This window comes from Spirosoma sp. (assembly GCF_026391055.1).
In the GTDB taxonomy this organism is placed as follows: Bacteria; Bacteroidota; Bacteroidia; order Cytophagales; family Spirosomataceae; genus Spirosoma.
In genome coordinates, this window is record NZ_JAPLET010000010.1 from 34,265 (window position 1) to 56,333 (window position 22,069).

Genomic DNA, 22,069 nt, shown 5'->3' on the forward strand with positions numbered 1-22,069 from the left:
GCGGGCGTTTTTCTCTTTGCCCTAGTCCAATAGCTGTGCGGCCGCAGCCTGAGCAGCCGCCCACTCCCGGCGCAAGGGTTCCAGCACCGTAGGCAGTACCAACCGTTCAACGTACCGGCGCGGGGTGTAGTGAGCACCTAAACTATGCCGTTCGCGGGGGTCTAACGCCCGTTCCAGTAAGGTACCAAAAATAGCCGGTTCTACGGCCGTCCAATCAGCTTCAGCCGCCTTTAGTAATAAGGCTATTTGATCGGCCGTTAATGTGAACGCCCTGGCATCATGAAACAGTTTGCCATTGAATTTGCGTAAACGGGCCTTTAGGTCGGGCGAAAATCCGCCTGTATCCATTGTACGCCAAAGGGTCTGTAAGGCATCGGGTAAAAATTCGCGTAGGTCAGGTTGTGCGTATTGCCGTAACATGCCCGTAAACGATTCTTTAGGTATCAAACCTACATCCTCCGAAAACATCGTAAACAGACAACGCATAAGGAACTGAGCCACCAAATCGGGCGAATGTCCCGCCCGTTCTAATTGTGTAGATAGTTTCGCTAGGTATTCAGCCAATTCACGCGTTACGCGGGCCGCACGTCGGCTAGGGTCTAGTTCGCGGGGGTCGTCGAAGATGAGCCGTATCATTTCCCGCGTTTCTTCCTCTGCCAGTTTCGACAAAGGGAGCCGATAGCGGGTTTGGTCAGGAAAAGGTACAAATTGATCACCTACCCCGGCAAAGTTGCTATAGAGGTCAATACAATAACCAACGTCAACCACCAGAACAAACAGGGGCCGGGGTTCATCGGCTGGTAACGCCCGTACATACCCTAACGCCTGTTGGCGGGCGGTCTGCATCATTTGTACCCATTTCGTTGTGCCGCGTACGGCATGACCTTTCCGGCGTTTTTCAGGCGGCAAACCTAATTCAGCGCGTTCAGCGGTCTTTTGTTGGTCGGGCGTTTCAGTTCCCTGTTTAGTTTCCAATACAAAACAACCGCGTTTATAAAGGTCAATACGGCCTATACTTCGTTTGCCGTGGTCGTTAAACTCAACGGCCCGTTCGAGTACATAGGCATCTTGTATAGGATTGTCAGTAGTGGGATCAGGACGGGTAACGCCGATAAGGTCGCAAAGGTCTTGTAGAAACAGGCTATAGTTGGCGCGTTCGGCACCTCCGGCCGGTTTCCATCGGGCTTCAAAGTCTAAGTAAGTCACGGGTGAATAGAATAATAATCAGTACACTGAACAGGAAAGGCAAATTGACCTAAGAAATAATGATAATAATTTCAATAGCATTAGTTGTGCTTGGGATATAATGGGGAGGGGTAGGTGAAATCTTTGGAAACAGGCCCTTTAACGACCGCTAGTCTAGGCAAAAAGAAACACCGTCAAAATTAGAAAGGGGGTACCACTGTCCTTTCATATGTCGTAAAAGGACGGAAATTTAGCATCATAGCAGCAAGTCAGATTAGGGAAATGAGGATCATTGCATAACAAAGCATAGTTGAGTCAGCCGTTTAATCAAATGGGAACAATTAGTTCATAAATATATTATATTGCACTCGTAATCAGTGGGTCAAAGTAACAAGAGTAAGTTGTTAGTAATTGCGAATGAGTAATATTTCCACACTATTAGTTGTTATTTTTCTTGGCATTGTTATAACTCTTATACTTGTACCCACTTTCTATTTACTAAGAAGGCTCATCAATACGGCTAAAAACGATGATGAACCCCTTGAAGGGAGGGATTATTTTTATTTGATTGTCAATGCGATGTTTCCATTCGTCTTAATCGGAGCTGAATGGATTCTTAAATGGGCTACCAATAGTCGAGAACTCGGCACGTTTTGGATTGTGGGCACTATTAGTGCTGCAATGGGGTTACTGCTTGGCAATCTGAAGCCCAAAGAATTGCCAACAAACCAAGAGACTGCAAAATACGTAGATAATCTAGGCTTCGAATATGGCCGTTTTCACAAGCGCGATCACAACATTATCCGTTGGTGTTGGTTATTGTTATTTGTAGAGTTTGTGATATGGACGTTGGCAAATGTAGCTACGGCTAAAGGTGAATTATTCGATTTTTGGACCAATCTCATATTGACAATAGCTGTTTATGGGCTGTCGTTATATATGAGCTATCGCAAGGAATTAGTATGAGTAGTATAGACTTGAATACTGTGGGACAATTAGCAACTATCGTTAAAATCGCTATTGTAGTGCTTGTGCAAGTATTGACGCTGTGTATAGTCTTCAGACGAATACAGATACAAAAAAGATCTCATAAAGGCGACGTTTCATTTAAAACGTATCGACAAGAAAAAAACGACACAAAGCGTAAGGGATCTAGAACTAGGCAAACAGGTGGTTTAGCTACAACTCATAGCTGGCATTAGAGACTTACAAAACTTATGATGGCATCCTTCTATAATTGCCATAAGAGAAGCCCGCAAATTCAGAAAATTCGCGGGCTTCTTTGTTTATAAATGAGCTGACTTTGAGCACGTAAAAACTTTTTCGTCTCATTTTGAAATGTTTCGGTTTTCGTGATGTGACGTAACAGGTGTTTCCAATTTAGACTGTGATGTCAATCAACCCGGCAGAACTATCATTAAAAACACCCACCCGCCTGGCTCTGACCAAACAAACTAGCCAATAAAGACCAATGAAGAGGTAAGAATACAACCCAGCGTCAACCTATTCGTCAACTATCTTATAAATAGTTAGGCATATTTAGCAAACCGTCAACTAAGCCGTCAACCACTTTTAAAATCCTTAAAAAGGAATCTGTAAATCAGCTATTTACAATAAATATTCAAGTCCCTTCGGGAGCAAAACAACAGTAAAAGCCTTCATACTATATGTGTGAATGTTTTTACTGTTTTCAGACGTTTGTTTTCTATGCAGGCATAGCTCAGATACTAGCTTAAACCGCACACGCAACATACTCACCTTCCATACTACGTTGCCGGGTACAGGAGGCTGGACAAGATATACTCACCGTTTCGTTAGTAACCATGCCTTTACTTTATCTTTTCCCTCAAAACAAGTTGGCTCAACAATGCATTGTTTTGAGGATGCCATTAAAATACAGCAAAAATGGATACCCTGTCAGGCCATCAGTTCCTGGATTTCGTTAGATAGATACGTGCTTTATCAACATTTTACTATCGGCCGCAGGCCGCCCTATACTATGGAAAAGACGCCTAAAAACGAGAGCAGGCCCAGTAATCCGGCCGAACAGGATGTTAACAACGTTCCCCAAAGCGGTGATCGACCCGGTCAGGGTAGCGAGCGGACCAATGACCATTACGACCCGCAGGGAAAACCCGATGCCGATAAACGTATTTTCCCAACTCCCGATAACGTGGGCGCAAAACATAAAAACCCGGTGCTGGCACAGCCACCCGAAGAATTCACCGGCCTTAAACTTGGCAAACCCGCCACGGTGGCCGCTGGCGTTACCGCCGTCCTTAAATCCATGGAGTTTTCGTGGAGCGAAGCGGGCGTTGGCCGGGGTACGCATGCACTCCTGAAACTTAATCAGAAAGACGGTTTCGACTGTTCGTCCTGCGCCTGGCCTGACCCCGACGATCATCGGTCGGTAGCCGAGTTCTGCGAAAACGGTGCCAAAGCCACGGCCTCCGATGCCGATTCACGGCGGGCTGATCCCGAATTTTTTGCGAAGCATAGTCTGGTCGATTTGTCGCATATGACCGACCGGGATTTGAACAATTCGGGTCGATTAACGCACCCGCTGGTACTCCGCCCCGGCGATACGCACTACCGTCCTATTACTTGGCGGGACGCTTTTCAGGTGGTAGCTGATGAATTGAACGCGCTCAAATCGCCCGACGAAGCTATTTTCTACACGTCGGGGAAAGTGCCTAACGAACCGGCTTATCTATATCAGCTTTTTGTACGGGAGTTTGGTACAAACAACCTGCCCGACTGTTCTAATATGTGCCACGAAAGCAGTGGTTCGGCGCTGAGTCCTACCCTCGGGCTGGGCAAAGGATCGGTAACGCTCAATGACGTTCACGATGCCGAGGTTATCCTGATTATGGGCCAAAATCCTGGCACCAACCACCCACGTATGCTTACGGCCTTGCAGATCGCCAAGCGAAAAGGGGCCAAGATCATTGCCATTAATCCCCTGCACGAAGCCGGGTTGAGCCACTTCAAGAACCCGCAGGATTTCATGAATCCTATCAAAGCGGTGGGAACGTTGCTCAGCAAGGGTACGCCCATTTCTGACCTGCATCTACAGGTGAAAATCAACGGCGATATGGCTGTACTGCGGGGCATTATGAAACACCTGCTCGCGGCTGAAGAGCAGAATCCCGGTCAGGTTATCGATCATGAATTCATTAGGGAATACACCGCCGGTTATGACGAGTTCATAACGACAATTCGCAACACCGCTTGGGAAGATATAGAAGAAATGAGTGGTCTGTCGCGCGGGCAGTTGCTCGAAGCGTCCAACATCATTGCGCCCAAACAGAAGATCATTACCTGCTGGGCTATGGGCCTGACCCAGCAGAAAAACGGTGTGATGAGCATTCAGGAAATTGTTAACCTGCACCTGCTGAAAGGAGCGGTGGGCAAACCCGGTGCCGGTACCTGTCCCGTCCGTGGTCATTCCAATGTGCAGGGCGACCGTACAATGGGGATCTGGGAACGCCCGCATGATGATTTTCTGGACGCTCTCAAGAAAGAATATGGCTTCGAACCACCGCGCGAACATGGTCACGACACCGTAGAGTCGATTAAGGCGATGCATGAAGGAAAAACGAACGTATTCATGAGTCTGGGCGGCAATTTCCTGTCGGCCTCACCCGATACCGAACTGGTAGCCGAAGCGCTTCGAAAACAGAGTCTGACCGTCTTTGTCAGTACCAAGCTCAACCGTGGTCACCTCGTCACGGGTAAAACGTCGCTGATATTGCCCTGCTTCGCTCATCTGGATATTGATATGCAGAAATCAGGGCATCAGTTCACCTCCTGTGAAAACTCCATGGGTGTGGTGAGCCAAAACAAAGGCGTATTGGAGCCATTAGAAGGTGAAATGCTCAGTGAAGTTGCTATCCTATCGGGCATTGCCCTAACTACCCTGGGGGAGCGCACCAAAGTCGACTGGGTAGCCTACACCGAAAATTACGACACAATCCGGGATGCTATTGCCCGTGTGATTCCAGGCTTTGACAAGTTCAACGAGAAAATCCGCAAACCCGGCGGTTTCTATCTGCCCAACGGACCTCGCGAGCGGAATTTCACCACCGAGAACGGAAAAGCCAATTTTACGGTGACCGACATGGTCAAACATACCCTTGAACCAGGCCAGCTCGTGCTGATGTCAATCCGCAGCCACGACCAGTTCAACACCACGATTTATGATTATAATGACCGGTATCGGGGTGTATATGGCGAACGCCGGATTATTTTTATGAACCCGCAGGATATGAAGGAGCGGGGTATTCAGGAACGGCAGTTGGTCAATATCACCAGCCATTTTGAGGGGCAGCAACGGAAATTGGAGCGGTTCGTAGCCATACCCTATCACATTCCGAAGGGCGACACAGCCGCATATTATCCAGAAGTAAACCCGCTGGTTCCCGTTGCCAGCGTCGCGTATATCAGCAACACCCCAACGTCTAAGTTTATCGTTGTTACGGTAGAGCCCGTTGCCGAACGCCTGCCCGAAGGCAGTACATCAGCCGTTCCCATGGTGTTAGAAGCCAGTTAGTTGTCGGTTTCCAACCTACATAAAGCAAGGAGGTCACTTGATTATGGTTACAACTGGTTACAAAAATAAGGCAGCATAGATGAAGTCATTAAAATAGTGTGTAACTTGCGTATAGTGCCAAACTAAAAACGCCGAACTCATTAAAGGCCCGGCGTTTCTGCACTCTTTTCTTAACTTAAACGCTGTTACGCGCTGGGTATATGACGAAATTTTCGTCTCTAGCGTTGCATCAAGATGTCCATTTTGTACAAACGGTATAATTCCTGTACAAATGGGCAGCATACAAACGCCGGGCTTTACCAAGTCCGGCGTTTGTGCGTTATTACAGAAAGGTTTTTGAGATACGCACCAGATTGAACAATTTCCTTAGTTTTGTTGTACGTATCAATGATTTATGGATACCTAAGCTGAGGAACGTAAGTCATACCTACTATACCTATCTAAGACAGACGAATTCATTTTCGCGCTAAAACCTACGCACTACATGAACACCGAGTCAACACTAAATCCCTATCCCTGGCGCCGTTTTTACCCCAAAGAGGTGCCGGACGAGATAAACCCAGATGCTTATTCATCGCTGGCAACGCTGATGGATGAGGGTTTTCGACGATTCACGGACCGGCCTGCTTATTCCTGCATGGGGAAAGAAATCACCTTTGGTGAGGTCGATAAGCTTTCAGCGCAGTTTGCCTCCTTTCTGCAAAACGAACTGAAGCTCCAGAAAGGGGATCGCATAGCGATTCAAATGCCTAACACGCTGCAATATCCGGTGGCAATGTTTGGTGCTTTGCGTGCGGGTCTGGCCGTTGTGAACACAAACCCGTTGTACACACCACGCGAGATGCAGCATCAGTTCAAGGACTCCGGAGTAAAAACCATTGTGATCCTGGCCAACTTTGCCAGCAATCTGGAGAAAATACTGGACCGAACGGACATACAGCACGTTATTGTCACTTCGCTCGGCGATTTGCTGGGTTTCCCCAAGAAGCAGATCGTTAATGCGGTTGTCAAGTATGTGAAAAAGCTGGTTCCGGCTTACAACCTCCCCAACGCAATCTCATTCAATGATGCCCTGAGCCGGGGCAGCAGCCAGCCTTTCAAACCCGTAGCGATCAAAAATACGGACATGGCTTTTGTTCAGTACACGGGAGGCACCACGGGTGTTTCGAAAGGTGCTGTACTAACGCACCGAAACATCCTATCTAATGTTGAAGGGCAGGATTATTGGATGAAACCGGGTGGTATTCCCGATGGCGAAGGGATCATTGTGGCGGCTTTACCACTCTACCACGTATATGCACTCACGACCAACGCACTGGCGGCACTGAAAAGCGGGTCCATGAATCTGCTGATTACCAATCCGCGCGATATGAACGCCTTTATCGACGATCTAAAAAAATACAAGATCACTGCTTTTACAGGCGTCAACACACTTTATAATGGCCTGTTGAATAACCCTCGAATTGGCGAAGTCGACTTCAGCCACCTTAAAATCACATCGGCCGGTGGTATGGCTCTGCAAACATCTGTTGCCGAACGATGGGCGAAACTGACCGGAAATACCCCCTGCGAGGGCTATGGCCTAACGGAGACATCGCCGGTCCTTTGTTCTAACCCTACCGATGGCACTGCACGGGTAGGCACGATTGGCATCCCCTGGCCGAGTACAGAAATGAAGATCATCCGCGACGATGGCAGCGATGCCCCCGTTGGCGAACCCGGCGAAATTGTAGCTCGTGGCCCGCAGGTGTTCAGCGGGTATTACAACCGGCCCGAAGAAACCGCCAAATCCATGCTGGGTGACTGGTTTAAAACCGGCGATGTGGGTGTTATGAATGAGGAAGGCTTCTTTAAGATTGTCGACCGCAAGAAAGACATGATCCTGGTATCTGGCTTTAACGTTTATCCGAATGAGATAGAAGATGTGGTGGCCCAGTGTCCGGGCGTGCTCGAAGTGGCGTGTATTGGCGTTCCCGACGAGAAATCGACGGAGGTTGTCAAAATTTTTGTTGTAAAGAAAGACCCGGCGCTTGAGGCTGACACAATCAAAGCTTTTTGCCGTGAGAACCTGACACCCTATAAAGTACCCCGAATTATCGAATTCAGAACGGAGCTACCAAAGTCAAACGTTGGCAAAATCCTTCGCAAACCTCTACGGGACGAAGAGCTAGCCAAATTGAAAAAGTAGTCAACAGACATGGTGTAACGGACCGCATTCGGTTGCCCAATACACCATGCCTTATACAATGAATTAAGTAATTGAGTCAGTATTTATAGAAAAGGCGTTCTCTTGATAAGAGAACGCCTTTTCTATAAATACTGACTGTATAAGTTCAGACTTCTACGCTACTGGCCAGGGTGTATACATTGTTTTCAGTTCCTGCTGAAACCCTTTCACCTGCTTAATAAAGCGACTGGCTTTTCGGCGCGACACTTCGACACGGTCGCCGTTGACAAGACCGGCGCAAAGTTGCTGACCGGGGTAAATACCTTCCAGATACAGTAGGTTGATAATGTTTTTTTTATGCGGCCGGACAAACACTTTCGAAGATAACCGGCTCTCCATTTTTTTCAGCGTCAGGGATACTATTAACTGGCTTCCGTCGGCAAAGTGAAACAAGGTATAGTTCCCTTCACCTTCTAACCGAACAATGCGGTGCATGGGCATCTTTTTACGATATCCCCAAAAAGGCAGCGTTAAATCAGACAGGTCAAACTCGCCCGCAAGCTGTTCGACGGCTACTTTGGAAAGAGGACGGGCCACTAGGGGAGTTTTCATACTATTTTAGCAATATGGGTGTGAATAATAGACTCGTCAACAGACTAACAGGAGATCCTGTAGCTTCCTGAACAAGCAATCAAGTTTACAAATTTTTACCTGTCTTCCAATCAGTTACCGTCTAAAAATACCTTGTTAAACAAAAAAATACCCTGATCTGGGTAGTTGAATTCTGGTTGGCTGGCGCTCATTTTTAGGGAAACAGCCCGGCGAACGAACTTATTGAGCTTCTTTCTCCTTGAAAACTACAGGACATTTTTTCATACATCAGCATGGCAACCCTGCTTGATTTGGTCGGCAATACGCCTTTAGTTGAACTCAACCGACTAAATCCAAATCCCAACGTTACGTTATACGGTAAACTCGAAGGTAATAATCCAGGAGGTAGTGTAAAAGATCGAGCCGCCGTCAGCATGATTCAAGGCGCATTGGCCCGAGGAGATTTTAAGCCCGGCATGACGCTCGTTGAAGCCACCAGCGGGAATACCGGTATTGCCCTGGCCATGATTGCCCGGCTCTACGACATTCCTATTGAGTTGGTCATGCCCGAAAACTCAACGCGCGAACGCGTACTGACTATGGAAGCTTTCGGGGCTAAAGTGACCCTGACTGAAACGATTGAAAGTGCCCGCGATTACGCCGATGCTCAGGTTCAGAAAGGTGGCTTTCTGATGCTCAACCAATTTGCCAACCCCGACAACTACCTGGCGCATTACCGGACAACAGGTCCCGAAATCTGGCGCGACACGGCCGGAGAAATCACGCATTTTGTCTCATCAATGGGCACTACGGGCACCATTATGGGTACGTCGCGCTTTCTGAAAGAACAGAATTCCGATGTCCAGATCGTTGGATGCCAGCCTACCGATGGTTCTTCGATACCGGGAATCCGGAAATGGCCGGTCGAATATTTGCCCAAAATTTTCGAACCACAGCGCGTAGACCGCATTATAGAGGTTTCTGCCGACGAAGCAACCCACATGACCCGTAAACTGGCCAACATAGAAGGTGTCTTTGCGGGCATGAGTAGTGGCGGATCTGTTCACGCGGCTGTGCAGCTGGCGCAGGAACTCGAATCAGGCGTTATCGTCTGTATCATCTGCGACCGGGGCGACCGCTATCTTTCATCAGACCTGTTCGGTTGAGTGTAGTACCGACGCTACAGTTATCTTTGTACTTATGTACAAGCATATTATTCTGCCCCTACTTTTCCGTTTCGACGCGGAAACCATTCACCATACCGTAACGCGATTTCTGAAAATAGCCCTGTCAATTCCCGGCATGTCGGCGCTTTTCCGTTCGCTCTACGTCGTTAACGACCAACGCTTGGCTCGTACGGTTTTTGGCCTGACGTTTCAGAACCCGATAGGCATGGCCGCCGGATTCGACAAAAACGCGGAGCTGGTCAGTGAGCTGAGCGACTTGGGATTTGGTTTCGTGGAGATCGGTACGGTAACCCCCCGCCCTCAACCCGGCAACCCACGCCCACGCCTTTTCCGGCTGAAAGCCGATGGGGGCCTGATCAACCGCATGGGCTTTAACAACAAAGGGGCTGGCCCGGCCGCAGAACGACTTCGGCATTTTGCCAGGAACCGGGGCGGACGGCAGGTGATCGTTGGCGGCAACATCGGCAAGAATAAAGACACAGCTAACGAACAGGCACTGAGCGACTACCTGATCTGTTTTCGCGAACTGTTCGACGCGGTCGATTACTTTGTGGTTAATGTCAGTTCGCCCAATACGCCGGGTCTACGCGATTTGCAGGAACGTGGGCCCCTCACCCAACTCCTGACGGCCCTTCAGCAGGAAAATCGGCAGCGTCCGGTACCTAAGCCAATTCTGTTAAAGATCGCCCCCGATTTAACCAATGGTCAACTGGACGACATCATCGGGATCGTTGCCGAAACAGGCATTGCAGGGGTTATTGCCACCAACACAACCATCAGCCGGGATGGCCTGGCAACCGACACAGCCACGGTTACCCAAATGGGTGCGGGTGGTGTAAGTGGCCGACCTCTCCGGGAAAGGGCTACCGAGGTAATTCGGTACCTTCACCAGCAATCGGGCGGAGCGTTTCCGATCATTGGCGTTGGGGGCATCTTCTCGGCTGAGGATGCGCAGGAGAAACTCCGCGCCGGTGCCAGTCTGGTGCAGGTATACACCAGTTTTATCTACGAAGGGCCTGCTCTGGCCAAACGAATTAATAAAGCTTTGCTGAACGATTTGTAAAGCAGCCCATTGAAAGCCGTTACCTTTAGGCAAGCCCTTATTGCATGAATGTACCGGATAATCAGGTAGTCAAATTTTTGTGTGTATACACCGTTCTCATCGTAGTTTCTCAGTAAAAAGTGAGAAATTTACCTGTAGCTACCGCCTAACATCAACGCATGGCACAACCAACAACATCGCCCCGCCAGAATACACTCCGACGACCTGCTGAACCGCGTCCGCGCGTAAACCGCGATAGTAATCCGTCGCCCGGTCGTTCGCAAAGTACGTCGTTCAACTGGGGGGCGGCACTTGACCGATGGCTTACCGACCAGCGTTCGACCTTAACACTTGGCGTGTTATTGATGGGCCTGGCGCTCGGTTTGATGGTAGCTTTCATGTCCTACCTGCTAAACGGCCCTGCCGACCAGAGTGTAGTGGGCGCAGCATTCTCCGAACCGCTAGCAGAATCTGGCAGCGAAACCCGTAACTGGGTCGGCCTGGTGGGCGCGTATGTGGCTCACGCCTTTGTTTTCCGCTGGTTCGGAGTGGGGGCGCTGGCTCTACCGATCATCGTTTTTCTGGCGGGTTACAAAATGACCTTTGGGAGTGAACTGCTCCCCCTGAGCCGAACAACAACGGGGCTTCTGTTTGCCGCCGTCTGGATCAGCCTCATGCTGGGCTACATCGTACTCGTTACCGATTCTGCCGAAACGGCCAGTGTCTGGTGCGGAGGTATTGGGTACGAATTCAATGTAGCGTTGTATAGCCTCTTTGGGTGGGGCAACCTGGCCTTTATTGCCTTTGCACTTTTCGCCTTCGTTATTTATTTCTTCGATGTAAGATCGATCAAGCTGCCAACTTTCTCCCGCCCGTCGTCACCCAAGCCCAACCGGCGGTCGTCCGATCCTCTGCAAACGTATTCAGAGAGTGAAGAAGAACCCGACGAAGAAGACGAGCAGGACCTCGACGATTCACTGGAAACGGCACCCGAGTCCATTCCATCTCCGGTCATAAATACTTTTGCCAATACGCCGGTAGCGCCACCGGCCAGAGAGCAGGAAACGCCTTTGCCGGAGGTTATCGCTCAAACAACAGGGGTTACGCTTACGATCAAAAACCGCGAAGCCGTAGCAGACACTCCCGATTCGGCAGAAGAGCTGAGTGCAACCCCCGCTCCTACTTTTGAGCCAGACCCATTCGAAGAAGACGATCTGGTTGCGCTTCATGGCCTGTACGACCCAACCATTGACTTACCTCAGTACCAATATCCGGTTAATGAGTTGCTGACAGACTATCCGAACAGCCGTAAAGCGCAGGTTTCGGACGATGAGCTGACGGTCAACAAAGAGAAGATCGAGAATACGCTCCGCAACTTCGGGATTGAAATTGACTCGATTCAGGCATCCATCGGACCAACGGTTACGCTGTACGAAATCATTCCGGCCAAAGGCGTGCGCATTTCCAAGATCAAAAGCCTGGAAGATGACATCGCACTGAGCCTCTCGGCACTGGGCATTCGGATTATTGCCCCCATGCCCGGTATGGGAACCATTGGTATTGAAGTACCGAACAAAAACCGGGAAATGGTTTCAATGCGGTCGGTTATCACCAGCGATATTTTCAGTAGCAGCAAGTTCGACCTGCCAATTGTGCTGGGAAAAACCATTTCGAACGAAATTTATGTAGCCGACCTGGCCAAGATGCCGCACTTACTAATGGCCGGGGCTACCGGACAGGGTAAGTCGGTAGGGCTGAACGTGCTGCTAACATCGCTTATTTACAAAAAGCACCCTTCACAGCTCAAGCTGGTGTTGGTCGATCCGAAAAAGGTGGAATTAACCCTATTCAATAAGCTGGAAAGGCACTTTTTGGCTAAACTTCCTGATTCGGAAGAGCCAATCATTACCGATACCAAGAAGGTTGTCAATACGCTGAATTCATTGTGTATCGAAATGGATAACCGCTACAACCTGCTCAAAGATGCCGGTTGCCGGAACCTCAAGGAGTACAATGCCAAGTTCATAAAACGTCGACTCAACCCCGACAAGGGCCATCATTTCCTGCCTTATATTGTCTTGATTATCGACGAGCTGGCCGATCTCATGATGACGGCGGGCAAAGAGGTCGAGCAGCCCATCGCCCGATTGGCGCAGTTGGCGCGGGCTATTGGTATCCATTTGGTCGTCGCTACGCAGCGGCCGTCCGTAAACGTTATTACCGGCCTCATCAAAGCCAACTTCCCGGCACGTCTGTCGTTTAAGGTTACGTCAAAAATCGACTCCCGCACCATTCTGGATACGGGTGGCGCTGAACAACTGGTAGGTATGGGCGATATGCTGCTATCCTCCAACTCCGATATTATCCGGCTGCAATGCCCCTTTGTCGACACCAACGAGATTGAAGACATTTGTGAGTTTGTCGGCAATCAGCGCGGCTACGATGACGCGTATGCGCTGCCGGAATTTGTTGGCGACGAGGGCGGTCAGGGAGACGATAAGGACGTAGACATGACCAACCGCGACCCGATGTTCGATGAGGCCGCCCGACTTATCGTTATTCATCAGCAGGGAAGCACCTCACTCATTCAGCGTAAGCTCAAACTCGGTTATAACCGCGCGGGCCGTTTGGTAGACCAGTTGGAAGCGGCCCGAATTGTCGGGCCGTTTGAGGGAAGCAAAGCCCGCGATGTGCTAGTACAGGATTTACAGACGCTGGAAGAGATATTGAAGCGACTGAAAGGTGAGTAACTGGCACGGCACAAAAGTGGTTTAAATTCTATATTAAACTTTTCCCTTTATTTTACCGTCTAAGAAAATAGAGATTCGCTCAGGAAACGAATCCATGAGTTGGCTTGACGAGTAATTCCACTAACAATGAAGAAATTTGCAGTACTGCTTAGTTTAGCGTTTGTGATGACGCTGCCTGCTTTCGCTCAAAAAGACAAACGGGCACAGAGTATTCTGGATGCGATGAGTAAAAAATATAAATCGCTGAAATCGTATCAGGCAAGTTTTACGTTTGCCAGTGCCGGTGGCGGAGCAAAAGAATCCTATAAAGGCGATTTGACTGTAAAAAGCGAGAAATTTCGGTTGCTGCTCGGTGGCCAGGAAGTATTTACCGACGGCAAAACGATGTCTACATACATCAAAGAGTCGAACGAAGTCAACGTACAGGACTACGATGCTGGTAACAACAGTGAGCTAAATCCAACGCAGATCTATACCATCTACAAACGTGGTTTCGATTATCGTTTTTTAAAAGAGCAGAAACAGGCAGGACGCACACTAGAGGTTATTGAGCTGACGTCCAACCGTCCGAAAAGCGCCATCAAAACCGTGCAGATCGCAGTCGACAAGGCAGACAAGTCGGTACGCAACTGGCTGATCAGCAACAGAGATGGTAAGCAAACGTCGTATACGATTACCAAATTCACGCCAAACGTGAACGTCCCCGATTCCTTTTTCGCCTTCGACAAATCAAAATATCCCGGCGTAGAAGTAGTAGACTTGAGATAAGGTGTATTGGTTGTAACTATGGGCTTTAATAAATGGGCTGAGTTACGGGCTGAAGCCAAACGCGGCCCGGCCCATAAGTACAACCAATATTTCCTATTTACACTTTTGGGCCGAAGGACAGATCGCCGGAGTCACCAAGTCCGGGCACTATGTAAGAATGCTCATTCAGGTGGTCGTCGATAGCGCCTAGCCACAAATGGCATTGGGGCAATTGCTGCTGCACATGGCGCACGCCTTCCGGACTGGCAATAACAGCGGCAATGTGCGTTTGGGCCGGAATTCCGTAGCGAAGGAGCGCATGATAAACTTTTTCGAGCGAACGGCCCGTGGCCAGCATCGGATCGCAAAGGATTAGTGTTTTGCCGCTTAGGTCGGGGCTCACAATGTAGTCCATGGCAATCTCAAACTCATCATCTCCATCCGGCGTATACCCCCGGTAAGCCCCCGCAAAGGCGTTCTCAGCCTGGTCGAAATAATTGGCAAACCCCTGATGAAAGGGTAGGCCAGCCCGCATGATGGTGGCCAGAACAGGTTGCGTCCGAAGTACTTGCGTGTGGGAAACCCCCAGGGGTGTTTGCACAGCAATTGCCTGATAAGACAAATTCTTGGAGATTTCATACGCCATCAACTCCCCTAATCTTTCCAGATTTCGACGAAACCGAAGTCTGTCCTGCTGGATAGATACATCCCGGAGTTCGGCAATGTACTGATTGGCCAACGAAGGCTGGTGGGTAAACACAAACATAGTCTGGAGACGTCTTTGCCTGTAAATTAGTTGCAAGGTTGGCGTATATCCAAACTTAATGGCTAATTTAAGCGGCTTTTATGACCTAATCAGCCACAAGATAAGCACGATAAGACCCCCGGTCAGTAGTTACATGCGCATCAACGTTTACTTAATTTCTTTTCTTCTGCTTTCGTTGTCAGTTCGGGCACAGAGTCCTTTTGCTCCGCTCAATGCAGATTATTACCACCTCATCGACCGGCTCGAAATCCGCAAAAACAGTTGGGCTGAGGGGTTTCACAGTTCGGTAAAGCCTTACAATCGCCAAAGTATTGTTCAGTTGGCGGATAGTGTTGCCGCGCACCCAAGCCGTGATTTTTCGGATACCGACTATTTCAATTTCAATTACCTGCTGAATGACAGTTGGGAATGGGTTTCTCCCGCCGATTCGCTTAATCCAAACCTCTTTACAAGGGTAGAGTCGGCCACTTCAACAGCAGCAGGTGACAGCCGGAAGCCAGTTCTAACTTATTTTTATAAAAAGAAGGCGGACTTTTATAATCTGCAAACGCCGGACGTTGATTTGCATGTAAACCCGGTATTTAACATTGGCTTCGGCGCTGAAACACTTTCCGGGCTGGCAACGGCAACAACCAACAAACCGGACCCGCTGTTTGTCAATACGCGTGGGCTGGAAGTGCGTGGAACCATTGGCCGTAAGTTGGGCTTCTACACCTTTTTTGCGGATAATCAGGCGATCTACCCCGAGTACATTCAACGTTACGGACAAACTTACGGCCAGACTTATAACGCTGAGGGGATACTACAGACTACAGCACCGGGCGAAGGATTTGTGAAGCCCTTTCGCACCAACGGAGCCGATTTTTTGACGGCCAGAGGGTACATTACCTTTAACACACTTAAGGTAATCAACGTCCAGTTTGGCCACGACCGAAACTTCTTCGGAAATGGCTTTCGATCGCTGCTCCTGTCAGACAATAGTCCGGCTTATCTCTTCCTGAAGTTATCGACTCGCTTGGGAAGCCGTATTCAGTACACAAATCTGTTTACATCGCTGCAGAACACACAAACGCCCCGCGTTCAGGACGATAAGCTTATTCCGCCCAAGTTTGCGGCCATGCACCATGTTAGTATCAATATAAGCGACCATATAAACGTAGGCGTTTTTGAAGCGGAAGTATTTAGTCGTGACCGCCTTGATCTAAGCTATCTGAACCCAATCATTCTATACCGATATGTAGAGTCGAGTCTGGGGAGTAGAGACAACGCCTTTATTGGCATCGACTTCAAAGCTAATTTCCTGTCGCATTTTCTAGTATACAGCCAGTTTATGCTGGATGAATTCCGATTAAGACCGTTGCTGGCGGGCAAAGGCGACTGGACAAACAAATTTGCGGTTCAAATCGGAGCTAAATACATTGATGCCTTCGGCGTGCCAAATCTCGATCTGCAAACGGAATTTAATTTGGCACGCCCCTATACGTATTCGCACGAATCCTCCCCTACCGTTACCTCTGGTCAAACCAACTATGCGCATTATAGCCAACCACTGGCGCATCCGTTGGGGAGTAACTTTATGGAAGGGCTGGGTATTGTTCGCTTTCAGCGCCAGAAGCTATCGGCTAACGGCATATTCGGAGTAATGATGTTTGGTGCCGATCCCGCAGTTGACATTAATTATGGCGGCAACATTTTAAAAGATTACACCTTTCGGTTTCGAGATGAAGGGAATTTTATTGGCCAGGGCCGCAAAACGGTTACTACCTACGCCGATTTACGGCTCTCGTATATGATACGGCACAATATTTTTCTGGAAGGCCGTTACTTGTACAGGTTTCAGGACAGCCAGAATAAGGCCCAGAGCTATACAGATCAGACGGCCAGCTTTGCCCTTCGCTGGAATCTCCCCTACCGAAATTGGGTGTTTTAAGCCCGTCAACAGCCGAAAAGTCACCAGTCGTAACTAAGTTTACGGCGCCGTGCTTGTTGACGACTTAGGACTTTATTACGTACGATTTAAAAATGCTTGATATTATTCGCCGGGAGCTGACCGAAGCTCAGACTGTTTTAGAGACATTCCTTGGCAATCCCGATAACCTTTCGGCCATTGAACAGGCCGCCGTGCTGATGGCCGATGCGCTCAAAAACGGACGCAAGATCATATCCTGCGGTAATGGTGGCTCTCACTGCGACGCCATGCACTTTGCCGAAGAGCTTTCGGGTCGTTACCGGGACAATCGCCGGTCGCTGGCGGCTATTGCCATTTCTGACGTTAGCCATATTTCCTGCGTAAGCAATGATTTTGGCTATGACTTCGTCTTCTCCCGTTTCATCGAAGGTCTGGGCAATGAAGGTGATGTTCTGCTGGGCCTGAGCACAAGTGGTAACTCAGCCAATGTTGTCCGCGCCGTTGAAACGGCTCGCGAAAAAGGGATGAAAGTCATATTGCTTACCGGCAAAGACGGTGGCAAGCTAGCCGACAAAGCCGATGTTGAAATTCGGGTACCCCACTTCGGTTACGCCGACCGCATTCAGGAAATTCACATAAAGGTTATTCATCTGTTTATCCTGCTGATCGAGAAACAGGTCCTTTAAATCTTGTTAAAATCCCGAGGGGCCGCCCGACGGTTAAAACTGCTTCAAATACGACAGCTTGCCAATTACGTGCTGCTCCCGCTGGCGGTCGATGGTGCGGATAGAACCGGCGTAGGTTCCCGAGTTATAGACGATGTACAGAAACGAAAGGGGTTGAAACTCCCAGGCCAGCCGGATGTTCCAAGCGTTCTTTTCGGTAAATGTATTTCGCTGAAAAAAGCTGATCAGCTGCAGCCGGGGATTAACCGCCAGCCGACTCTCTACGCTGTACAGGGAAATGGTGCCGGTGTAACCGCCTACCTTCTTAAAGTCGTTTGCTTCGGCACTGAACGTAAAAGCCGCATGTGGGATCGGTGCAACAAGCATCGTAACCCGGCCGTAATTCAGATGGCCATCATAATAGGCCCCCGTCTCCCCGTTGAACTGAAACGACACCTTCTTGGATGGATCGGTGCTGAACATAGTTGTATACCGAACATATCGATACTTTCCCGAAGCAATCCCCAAACCCAGCGGTCGATAGTCGCCATCGTCCAGCCGCTGAAACGTTGAATTGGCGAAAATCCCTATACTACCCCCGTTCTGAAACGTTAGCCAGATTGGGTTAAAGTTTGCCTGGGTTTCCTGCAAATAACCGGTCGACGCTTTATGGTAGATCTCGAAGAAAGCACCGGGCTCAAAGTTACGTACCCATTTTGGCAACCATTTCGATCGGTTAACCAGATACAGTCCCGGCGTGGTAGCGATCACATCGCTGCGCGATACAAAGCCCATTTCCGGGTTAAATGTTCTGGTAACAAGAGATTGTGTCCACCAGCCAACTACCTGATTAGTGCGGTAGATAACCTGGCTATAGGCAGATAGCCCCTTATCCGTTCCGGCCGAGCTTAGGGAACCCACGACCATAGCGCTATAAGTCCATTTCTCACTCAGCCGAAAGAAACCGTCCAGCGCCAGCGTCCCGTTCTGTCGACTGCCGATACTATCCGTTCCATGTACATTTTTTAGGGTAAACAGCGTTCCGATGCGGTTTCGCTGACCAATGTTTTCGACATAGCGCCCCACAACAAAGTCGGTTGTTGGGCTACCAGGAACGCCACGCTGCCGGATAACCATGCCGCCATAGTTACGGTTGAGCGAACGATACACCAGCCGGGCACCGGCATCAATCGGGACAGGACCGCTGGTGCCATCGGCTAACGTTGCCAGACCAATTGTACGGCTAAAGAACGGCTTGATCACCATGCTTCCTCCCTCACCCGTGATATTGTTGCCCGGTAAACCCGCCCCGAACAGGCTCGCATTTTCCAGAAAGAAGGCCCGCCGTTCAGGGAATAACACCGAAAAACGCGTGAGGTTATTAACCTGACGGTCAACATCAGCTTGTGCAAAATCAGTATTTAACGTCAAATCGAGCACCGTATTAGGATTGATCGCCCACTTGGCATCACCACCAAGTTTTACGTTAGCGCTCTGACCGTAGCCAACTTCCGTTCCGTTGTAACGGTCATCGCTTACCAATACATAGGGTTGAATACGAATATTGGGTGATGGCGGGGGCGGTTTCAGGCCAGTTAGCAACCCGGCGTATGTCATCCGGCTCGATGTGAAGGCGCGGGGAAACGGCGACCAGGCTGATAGTTCATTGGAGTATCGACGGTTACGAAAGAAATTAATCCCCCACGACTGAGTCGAATCGGTCGAATGCGCGTAGCGCAGTGTCTGCCACGGAATCTGCATCTCAGCCACCCAGCCCGAATCGGTCCTCGTGGTTCGCACTTTCCAAAAGCCGTCCCAGTCTTCGTCGTAAAGTACATCATCAAACGAAAGCAAATCACGCTGTGTACTGTGCGGATTCGTGACAAAGGTCATAGCGTTTCGCTGGTCGTTGAAACCATCGATAGACACCCCGAACAAGTCGTGCGCCCGACTGCTGAAATCGCGCTTGAAGTTAGGCACGCGTAGGGCTTTCTGGCCGAGTGAATCGTGATTTATAGCGGCTATATACAGAAAGTGGCGGTTGTACACTATGCGTACATCGGTGCCAAACGTAGCCGGACGTCCTTGTTGCGGATCGACCTGTATAAATCGCCGGGCGAGTTTACTCTGCTTCCACTCAGCTTCGTCGAGACGACCATCAATTTTCAGTCTATTCTTTATTTCAACCGCCTGGATAGCCCGGCGACGGGTGGAGGGCGCAAAGATGACCGATTGCCCAGCACCCACGTTTGTAGAAGGTGTAGTTTCTTCGGTTATCGCATCACCAGTAGAATCTGACTGAGCAACGACATTATATTGAGTTGTAGTTGGGGTAATAGGATTGGTTTGTGCTCGCGACAGGAGTGGCAAAAAAACGAACAATAAAACGTTGCGAACAGTAAAAAGAAACATACGCTGGGAATGGCTTACCAACAAAAATAGGCACATGCTTAAGTACATGTACCTATTTTTAGATAAGCGGCCCATAAGGCCCACTCACCGGCAGTCTATATGAATACTTATCTACCTGCTAATAATCGCCACCAGCGCCACCGCCACCGAAGCTACCACCACCAAATCCACCGAAGCCGCCACCACTGCCGCCCCCTCCGCCACTCCAGCCGCCCCCGCTGGAGCCGCCCCAACCAGAGAATGTAGATGTTGGGAAAAAGATGGGACCACCCCAACCACCACCGCGATTGCCGCTATTACCCCCACCCCGATTGCGTCGGGAAATAATGAATATAATAACCATGAAAACGATGAGTATGATCAGGAATGCCCCTGGGCCGCCGTCTGAGTCGGTGTCTGGTTCAGCCTTATATTCACCCTGAGCACGTTTGATGATTTCGGTCGTTGCCTCGTCCAGTCCCTGGTAATACTGCTCCTGCTTAAAAGCCGGAGCGATGGTATTGGTAATAATCCGCTTGGCAATCGCATCGGGAATAGCTCCCTCCAGCCCATAACCAGGGGCGATAAAAATCTTACGGGTCTGGGTAGCCCAGGCCAGCACCAGCCCATTGTTTTTGCCCTGTTGCCCAACTCCCCATTTGCGTCCGACCTGAAAGGCGAAATCGCCGATGGGATAAGGCTCTGTAGTTTTGACGATAACAATCGTAATCTGAGTCGATGTGGAGTCGTTATACGCACGCAGTTTTTGTTCCAGTTGGCTGCGCTCGGTCGGGTTTAAGATCCCGACAAAGTCATTAACCAGACGGGGTGGATTCGGCTTGTCAGGAATAACATCATTCGCGGATGCACCGTTGTCGGTTGCGGTGTCCTGTGCCTGTATGATAGACGGTGAAACTGCAAGGAGAACCAATAGCAGTCCCAGGCGTAGCCATCGGGCAATCGATGAGATAAAGGTGAGTACGTTCACGGCAGTGTCAGTCAAACGAAATATCGTCGGCGAGTTCGTTAACGTCGTCGCTGGCGTAGGGAAAGTACTGTTTCAATTGTTGCCCGGCACGTTCAATACCAAGACTTAACCCTTCGGCATATCGACTTGATTTAAAATAGCTTCGAAGCAGCTCTTTTGTACTTTCCCAAAAATTATCGGGTACTTTGGCGTCAATTCCCTTGTCGCCTAAAATGGCAAATTTGCGGTCGGTATGTGCCAGGTAAAAGAGCACCCCATTCTGTTCTTTTGTTTGGTGCATCCCCAATTGCGCAAACACCTCAATGGCCCGCTGTACGGGGTCGGCGTGGGCGCAGTGTGGCTCTACATGCACCCGAATTTCACCCGACGTAGCCTTTTCGGCCTGACGGATGGCTTCCACAATGCGCTGTTGTTCGTCCTGGGTGAATGGATTGTTTTGCATAGGATGCTTTGTGAAGTAAGTGAAGTAAGCCGATCAAGTGGTGTAGGCAATTAGCCTTTCTTCACGTAATCGACTTACTTCACCAATCACTACTTAAAACTGTACTGTCGGAGCGCTTTGAGCAGCTTGCGATGCTTCGAAGAAGCCTTTAACCGGGAAGCCAAAAATACCGGCGAAGATATTATTCGGAAATGACCGAACAGACTGATTATAGGTCTTTACGGCGCCGTTAAAATCATTCCGGGACACAGCAATTCTATTTTCTGTTCCCTCCAACTGAGCCTGTAACTCCGAGAAGTTCTGATTGGCTTTCAGGTTAGGATAACTTTCGGCCACCGCCAGCAAACGCGACAGCGAACCACTTAACTGATCCTGAGCGGCCTGAAACTTCTGGACGTTCTCTGGCGTCAACTGGTCGGCTGTAAATTTCACCTGTGTAGCACTGGCACGGGCCTGAATAACAGCCGTCAGCGTACTTTTTTCGAAGTTAGCCGCGCCTTGTACTGTCCGAACCAGGTTAGGAATTAAATCGGCCCGGCGTTGGTACTGGGTCTGCACCTGTGCCCACTTTTCCTGCACGTTTGTGTCTGACTGGACTAAACCGTTATAAGAGCTACAGCCGTACATGCCCAGGATAAGGGCAAGAACCACCACAATAATTAATGTCTTTGACATGGTCTGTTGAAA

The 22,069-nt window shown here is 49.5% G+C and carries 16 protein-coding genes; 9 read left to right on the plus strand and 7 right to left on the minus strand.

Features of this window, described 5'->3' with window-relative positions; genetic code table 11:
- Nucleotides 1-21: 21 nt before the first annotated feature.
- On the minus strand, nucleotides 22-1,206 hold the full coding sequence (locus NT073_RS02445) for a type IIL restriction-modification enzyme MmeI (protein WP_297368253.1): 1,185 nt from the start codon (nucleotides 1,204-1,206) through the stop codon (nucleotides 22-24).
- A 396-nt stretch (nucleotides 1,207-1,602) separates the two neighbouring features.
- On the opposite strand from NT073_RS02445, the gene NT073_RS02450 reads away from it, so the two are divergent.
- From NT073_RS02450 to NT073_RS02460, 3 genes are all read left to right on the plus strand, one after another.
- Nucleotides 1,603-2,151 carry a hypothetical protein gene (locus tag NT073_RS02450; protein WP_297368256.1) on the plus strand — a complete coding sequence of 183 codons (549 nt, stop codon included), beginning with the start codon at nucleotides 1,603-1,605 and terminating at the stop codon, nucleotides 2,149-2,151.
- 1,033 nt (nucleotides 2,152-3,184) lie between these two features.
- A complete protein-coding gene (locus NT073_RS02455) occupies nucleotides 3,185-5,737 on the plus strand; it encodes an FdhF/YdeP family oxidoreductase (RefSeq protein ID WP_297368259.1) in 2,553 nt (850 codons plus the stop codon).
- Nucleotides 5,738-6,221: 484 nt separating this feature from the next.
- Nucleotides 6,222-7,925: an AMP-binding protein gene (locus tag NT073_RS02460; RefSeq protein ID WP_297368262.1), complete on the plus strand. Its 1,704-nt coding sequence runs from the start codon at nucleotides 6,222-6,224 to the stop codon at nucleotides 7,923-7,925.
- Nucleotides 7,926-8,078: 153 nt separating this feature from the next.
- On the opposite strand, the gene NT073_RS02465 is transcribed toward NT073_RS02460, so the two are convergent.
- Nucleotides 8,079-8,516: a LytTR family DNA-binding domain-containing protein gene (locus NT073_RS02465; protein ID WP_297368264.1), complete on the minus strand. Its 438-nt coding sequence runs from the start codon at nucleotides 8,514-8,516 to the stop codon at nucleotides 8,079-8,081.
- 272 nt (nucleotides 8,517-8,788) lie between these two features.
- On the opposite strand from NT073_RS02465, the gene cysM reads away from it, so the two are divergent.
- The 4 genes from cysM (at nucleotide 8,789) to NT073_RS02485 (ending at nucleotide 14,242) form a co-directional block, all read left to right on the plus strand.
- Nucleotides 8,789-9,661 carry a cysteine synthase CysM gene (cysM, locus tag NT073_RS02470; protein WP_297368267.1) on the plus strand — a complete coding sequence of 291 codons (873 nt, stop codon included), beginning with the start codon at nucleotides 8,789-8,791 and terminating at the stop codon, nucleotides 9,659-9,661.
- A 34-nt stretch (nucleotides 9,662-9,695) separates the two neighbouring features.
- On the plus strand, nucleotides 9,696-10,745 hold the full coding sequence (locus NT073_RS02475; protein WP_297368270.1) for a quinone-dependent dihydroorotate dehydrogenase: 1,050 nt from the start codon (nucleotides 9,696-9,698) through the stop codon (nucleotides 10,743-10,745).
- Between the two features lie 158 nt (nucleotides 10,746-10,903).
- Entirely contained in the window at nucleotides 10,904-13,474 is a 2,571-nt protein-coding gene (locus tag NT073_RS02480; RefSeq protein WP_297368272.1) for a DNA translocase FtsK, read from the plus strand.
- A gap of 126 nt (nucleotides 13,475-13,600) precedes the next feature.
- Nucleotides 13,601-14,242, plus strand: a complete 642-nt coding sequence (locus tag NT073_RS02485; RefSeq protein WP_297368273.1) for an outer membrane lipoprotein carrier protein LolA — start codon at nucleotides 13,601-13,603, stop codon at nucleotides 14,240-14,242.
- 97 nt (nucleotides 14,243-14,339) lie between these two features.
- Here NT073_RS02485 and upp read toward each other — a convergent pair whose 3' ends face one another.
- Nucleotides 14,340-14,987 (minus strand): uracil phosphoribosyltransferase, encoded by a 648-nt coding sequence (gene upp, locus NT073_RS02490; protein ID WP_297368274.1) that lies wholly within the window; start codon nucleotides 14,985-14,987, stop codon nucleotides 14,340-14,342.
- 133 nt (nucleotides 14,988-15,120) lie between these two features.
- Here upp and NT073_RS02495 point away from each other — a divergent pair, with 133 nt between their 5' ends.
- Together NT073_RS02495 and lpcA are read left to right on the plus strand one after the other, a co-directional pair.
- Entirely contained in the window at nucleotides 15,121-16,917 is a 1,797-nt protein-coding gene (locus tag NT073_RS02495) for a hypothetical protein (protein ID WP_297368275.1), read from the plus strand.
- 92 nt (nucleotides 16,918-17,009) lie between these two features.
- Nucleotides 17,010-17,582, plus strand: a complete 573-nt coding sequence (gene lpcA / locus NT073_RS02500) for a D-sedoheptulose 7-phosphate isomerase (RefSeq protein ID WP_297368277.1) — start codon at nucleotides 17,010-17,012, stop codon at nucleotides 17,580-17,582.
- A gap of 33 nt (nucleotides 17,583-17,615) precedes the next feature.
- On the opposite strand, the gene NT073_RS02505 is transcribed toward lpcA, so the two are convergent.
- From NT073_RS02505 to NT073_RS02520, 4 genes are all read right to left on the minus strand, one after another.
- Nucleotides 17,616-19,973, minus strand: a complete 2,358-nt coding sequence (locus NT073_RS02505) for a DUF5916 domain-containing protein (protein ID WP_297368279.1) — start codon at nucleotides 19,971-19,973, stop codon at nucleotides 17,616-17,618.
- Nucleotides 19,974-20,091: 118 nt separating this feature from the next.
- On the minus strand, nucleotides 20,092-20,940 hold the full coding sequence (locus NT073_RS02510; RefSeq protein WP_297368282.1) for a TPM domain-containing protein: 849 nt from the start codon (nucleotides 20,938-20,940) through the stop codon (nucleotides 20,092-20,094).
- Between the two features lie 7 nt (nucleotides 20,941-20,947).
- Entirely contained in the window at nucleotides 20,948-21,382 is a 435-nt protein-coding gene (locus tag NT073_RS02515; protein ID WP_297368284.1) for a TPM domain-containing protein, read from the minus strand.
- Between the two features lie 93 nt (nucleotides 21,383-21,475).
- Nucleotides 21,476-22,057, minus strand: a complete 582-nt coding sequence (locus tag NT073_RS02520; RefSeq protein ID WP_012930302.1) for a LemA family protein — start codon at nucleotides 22,055-22,057, stop codon at nucleotides 21,476-21,478.
- Nucleotides 22,058-22,069: the final 12 nt, after the last annotated feature.

What these genes read in the sequence shown, in the direction of transcription:
- lpcA (WP_297368277.1), top strand. Translation starts at nt 17,010, where the DNA reads ATGCTTGATATTATTCGCCGGGAGCTGACCGAAGCTCAGACTGTTTTA.
- cysM (WP_297368267.1), top strand. Translation starts at nt 8,789, where the DNA reads ATGGCAACCCTGCTTGATTTGGTCGGCAATACGCCTTTAGTTGAACTC.
- NT073_RS02520 (WP_012930302.1), bottom strand. Translation starts at nt 22,057, where the DNA reads ATGTCAAAGACATTAATTATTGTGGTGGTTCTTGCCCTTATCCTGGGC.
- NT073_RS02450 (WP_297368256.1), top strand. Translation starts at nt 1,603, where the DNA reads ATGAGTAATATTTCCACACTATTAGTTGTTATTTTTCTTGGCATTGTT.
- NT073_RS02505 (WP_297368279.1), bottom strand. Translation starts at nt 19,973, where the DNA reads ATGTTTCTTTTTACTGTTCGCAACGTTTTATTGTTCGTTTTTTTGCCA.
- NT073_RS02460 (WP_297368262.1), top strand. Translation starts at nt 6,222, where the DNA reads ATGAACACCGAGTCAACACTAAATCCCTATCCCTGGCGCCGTTTTTAC.
- NT073_RS02455 (WP_297368259.1), top strand. Translation starts at nt 3,185, where the DNA reads ATGGAAAAGACGCCTAAAAACGAGAGCAGGCCCAGTAATCCGGCCGAA.
- upp (WP_297368274.1), bottom strand. Translation starts at nt 14,987, where the DNA reads ATGTTTGTGTTTACCCACCAGCCTTCGTTGGCCAATCAGTACATTGCC.
- NT073_RS02485 (WP_297368273.1), top strand. Translation starts at nt 13,601, where the DNA reads ATGAAGAAATTTGCAGTACTGCTTAGTTTAGCGTTTGTGATGACGCTG.
- NT073_RS02475 (WP_297368270.1), top strand. Translation starts at nt 9,696, where the DNA reads ATGTACAAGCATATTATTCTGCCCCTACTTTTCCGTTTCGACGCGGAA.
- NT073_RS02495 (WP_297368275.1), top strand. Translation starts at nt 15,121, where the DNA reads ATGCGCATCAACGTTTACTTAATTTCTTTTCTTCTGCTTTCGTTGTCA.
- NT073_RS02515 (WP_297368284.1), bottom strand. Translation starts at nt 21,382, where the DNA reads ATGCAAAACAATCCATTCACCCAGGACGAACAACAGCGCATTGTGGAA.
- NT073_RS02480 (WP_297368272.1), top strand. Translation starts at nt 10,904, where the DNA reads ATGGCACAACCAACAACATCGCCCCGCCAGAATACACTCCGACGACCT.
- NT073_RS02465 (WP_297368264.1), bottom strand. Translation starts at nt 8,516, where the DNA reads ATGAAAACTCCCCTAGTGGCCCGTCCTCTTTCCAAAGTAGCCGTCGAA.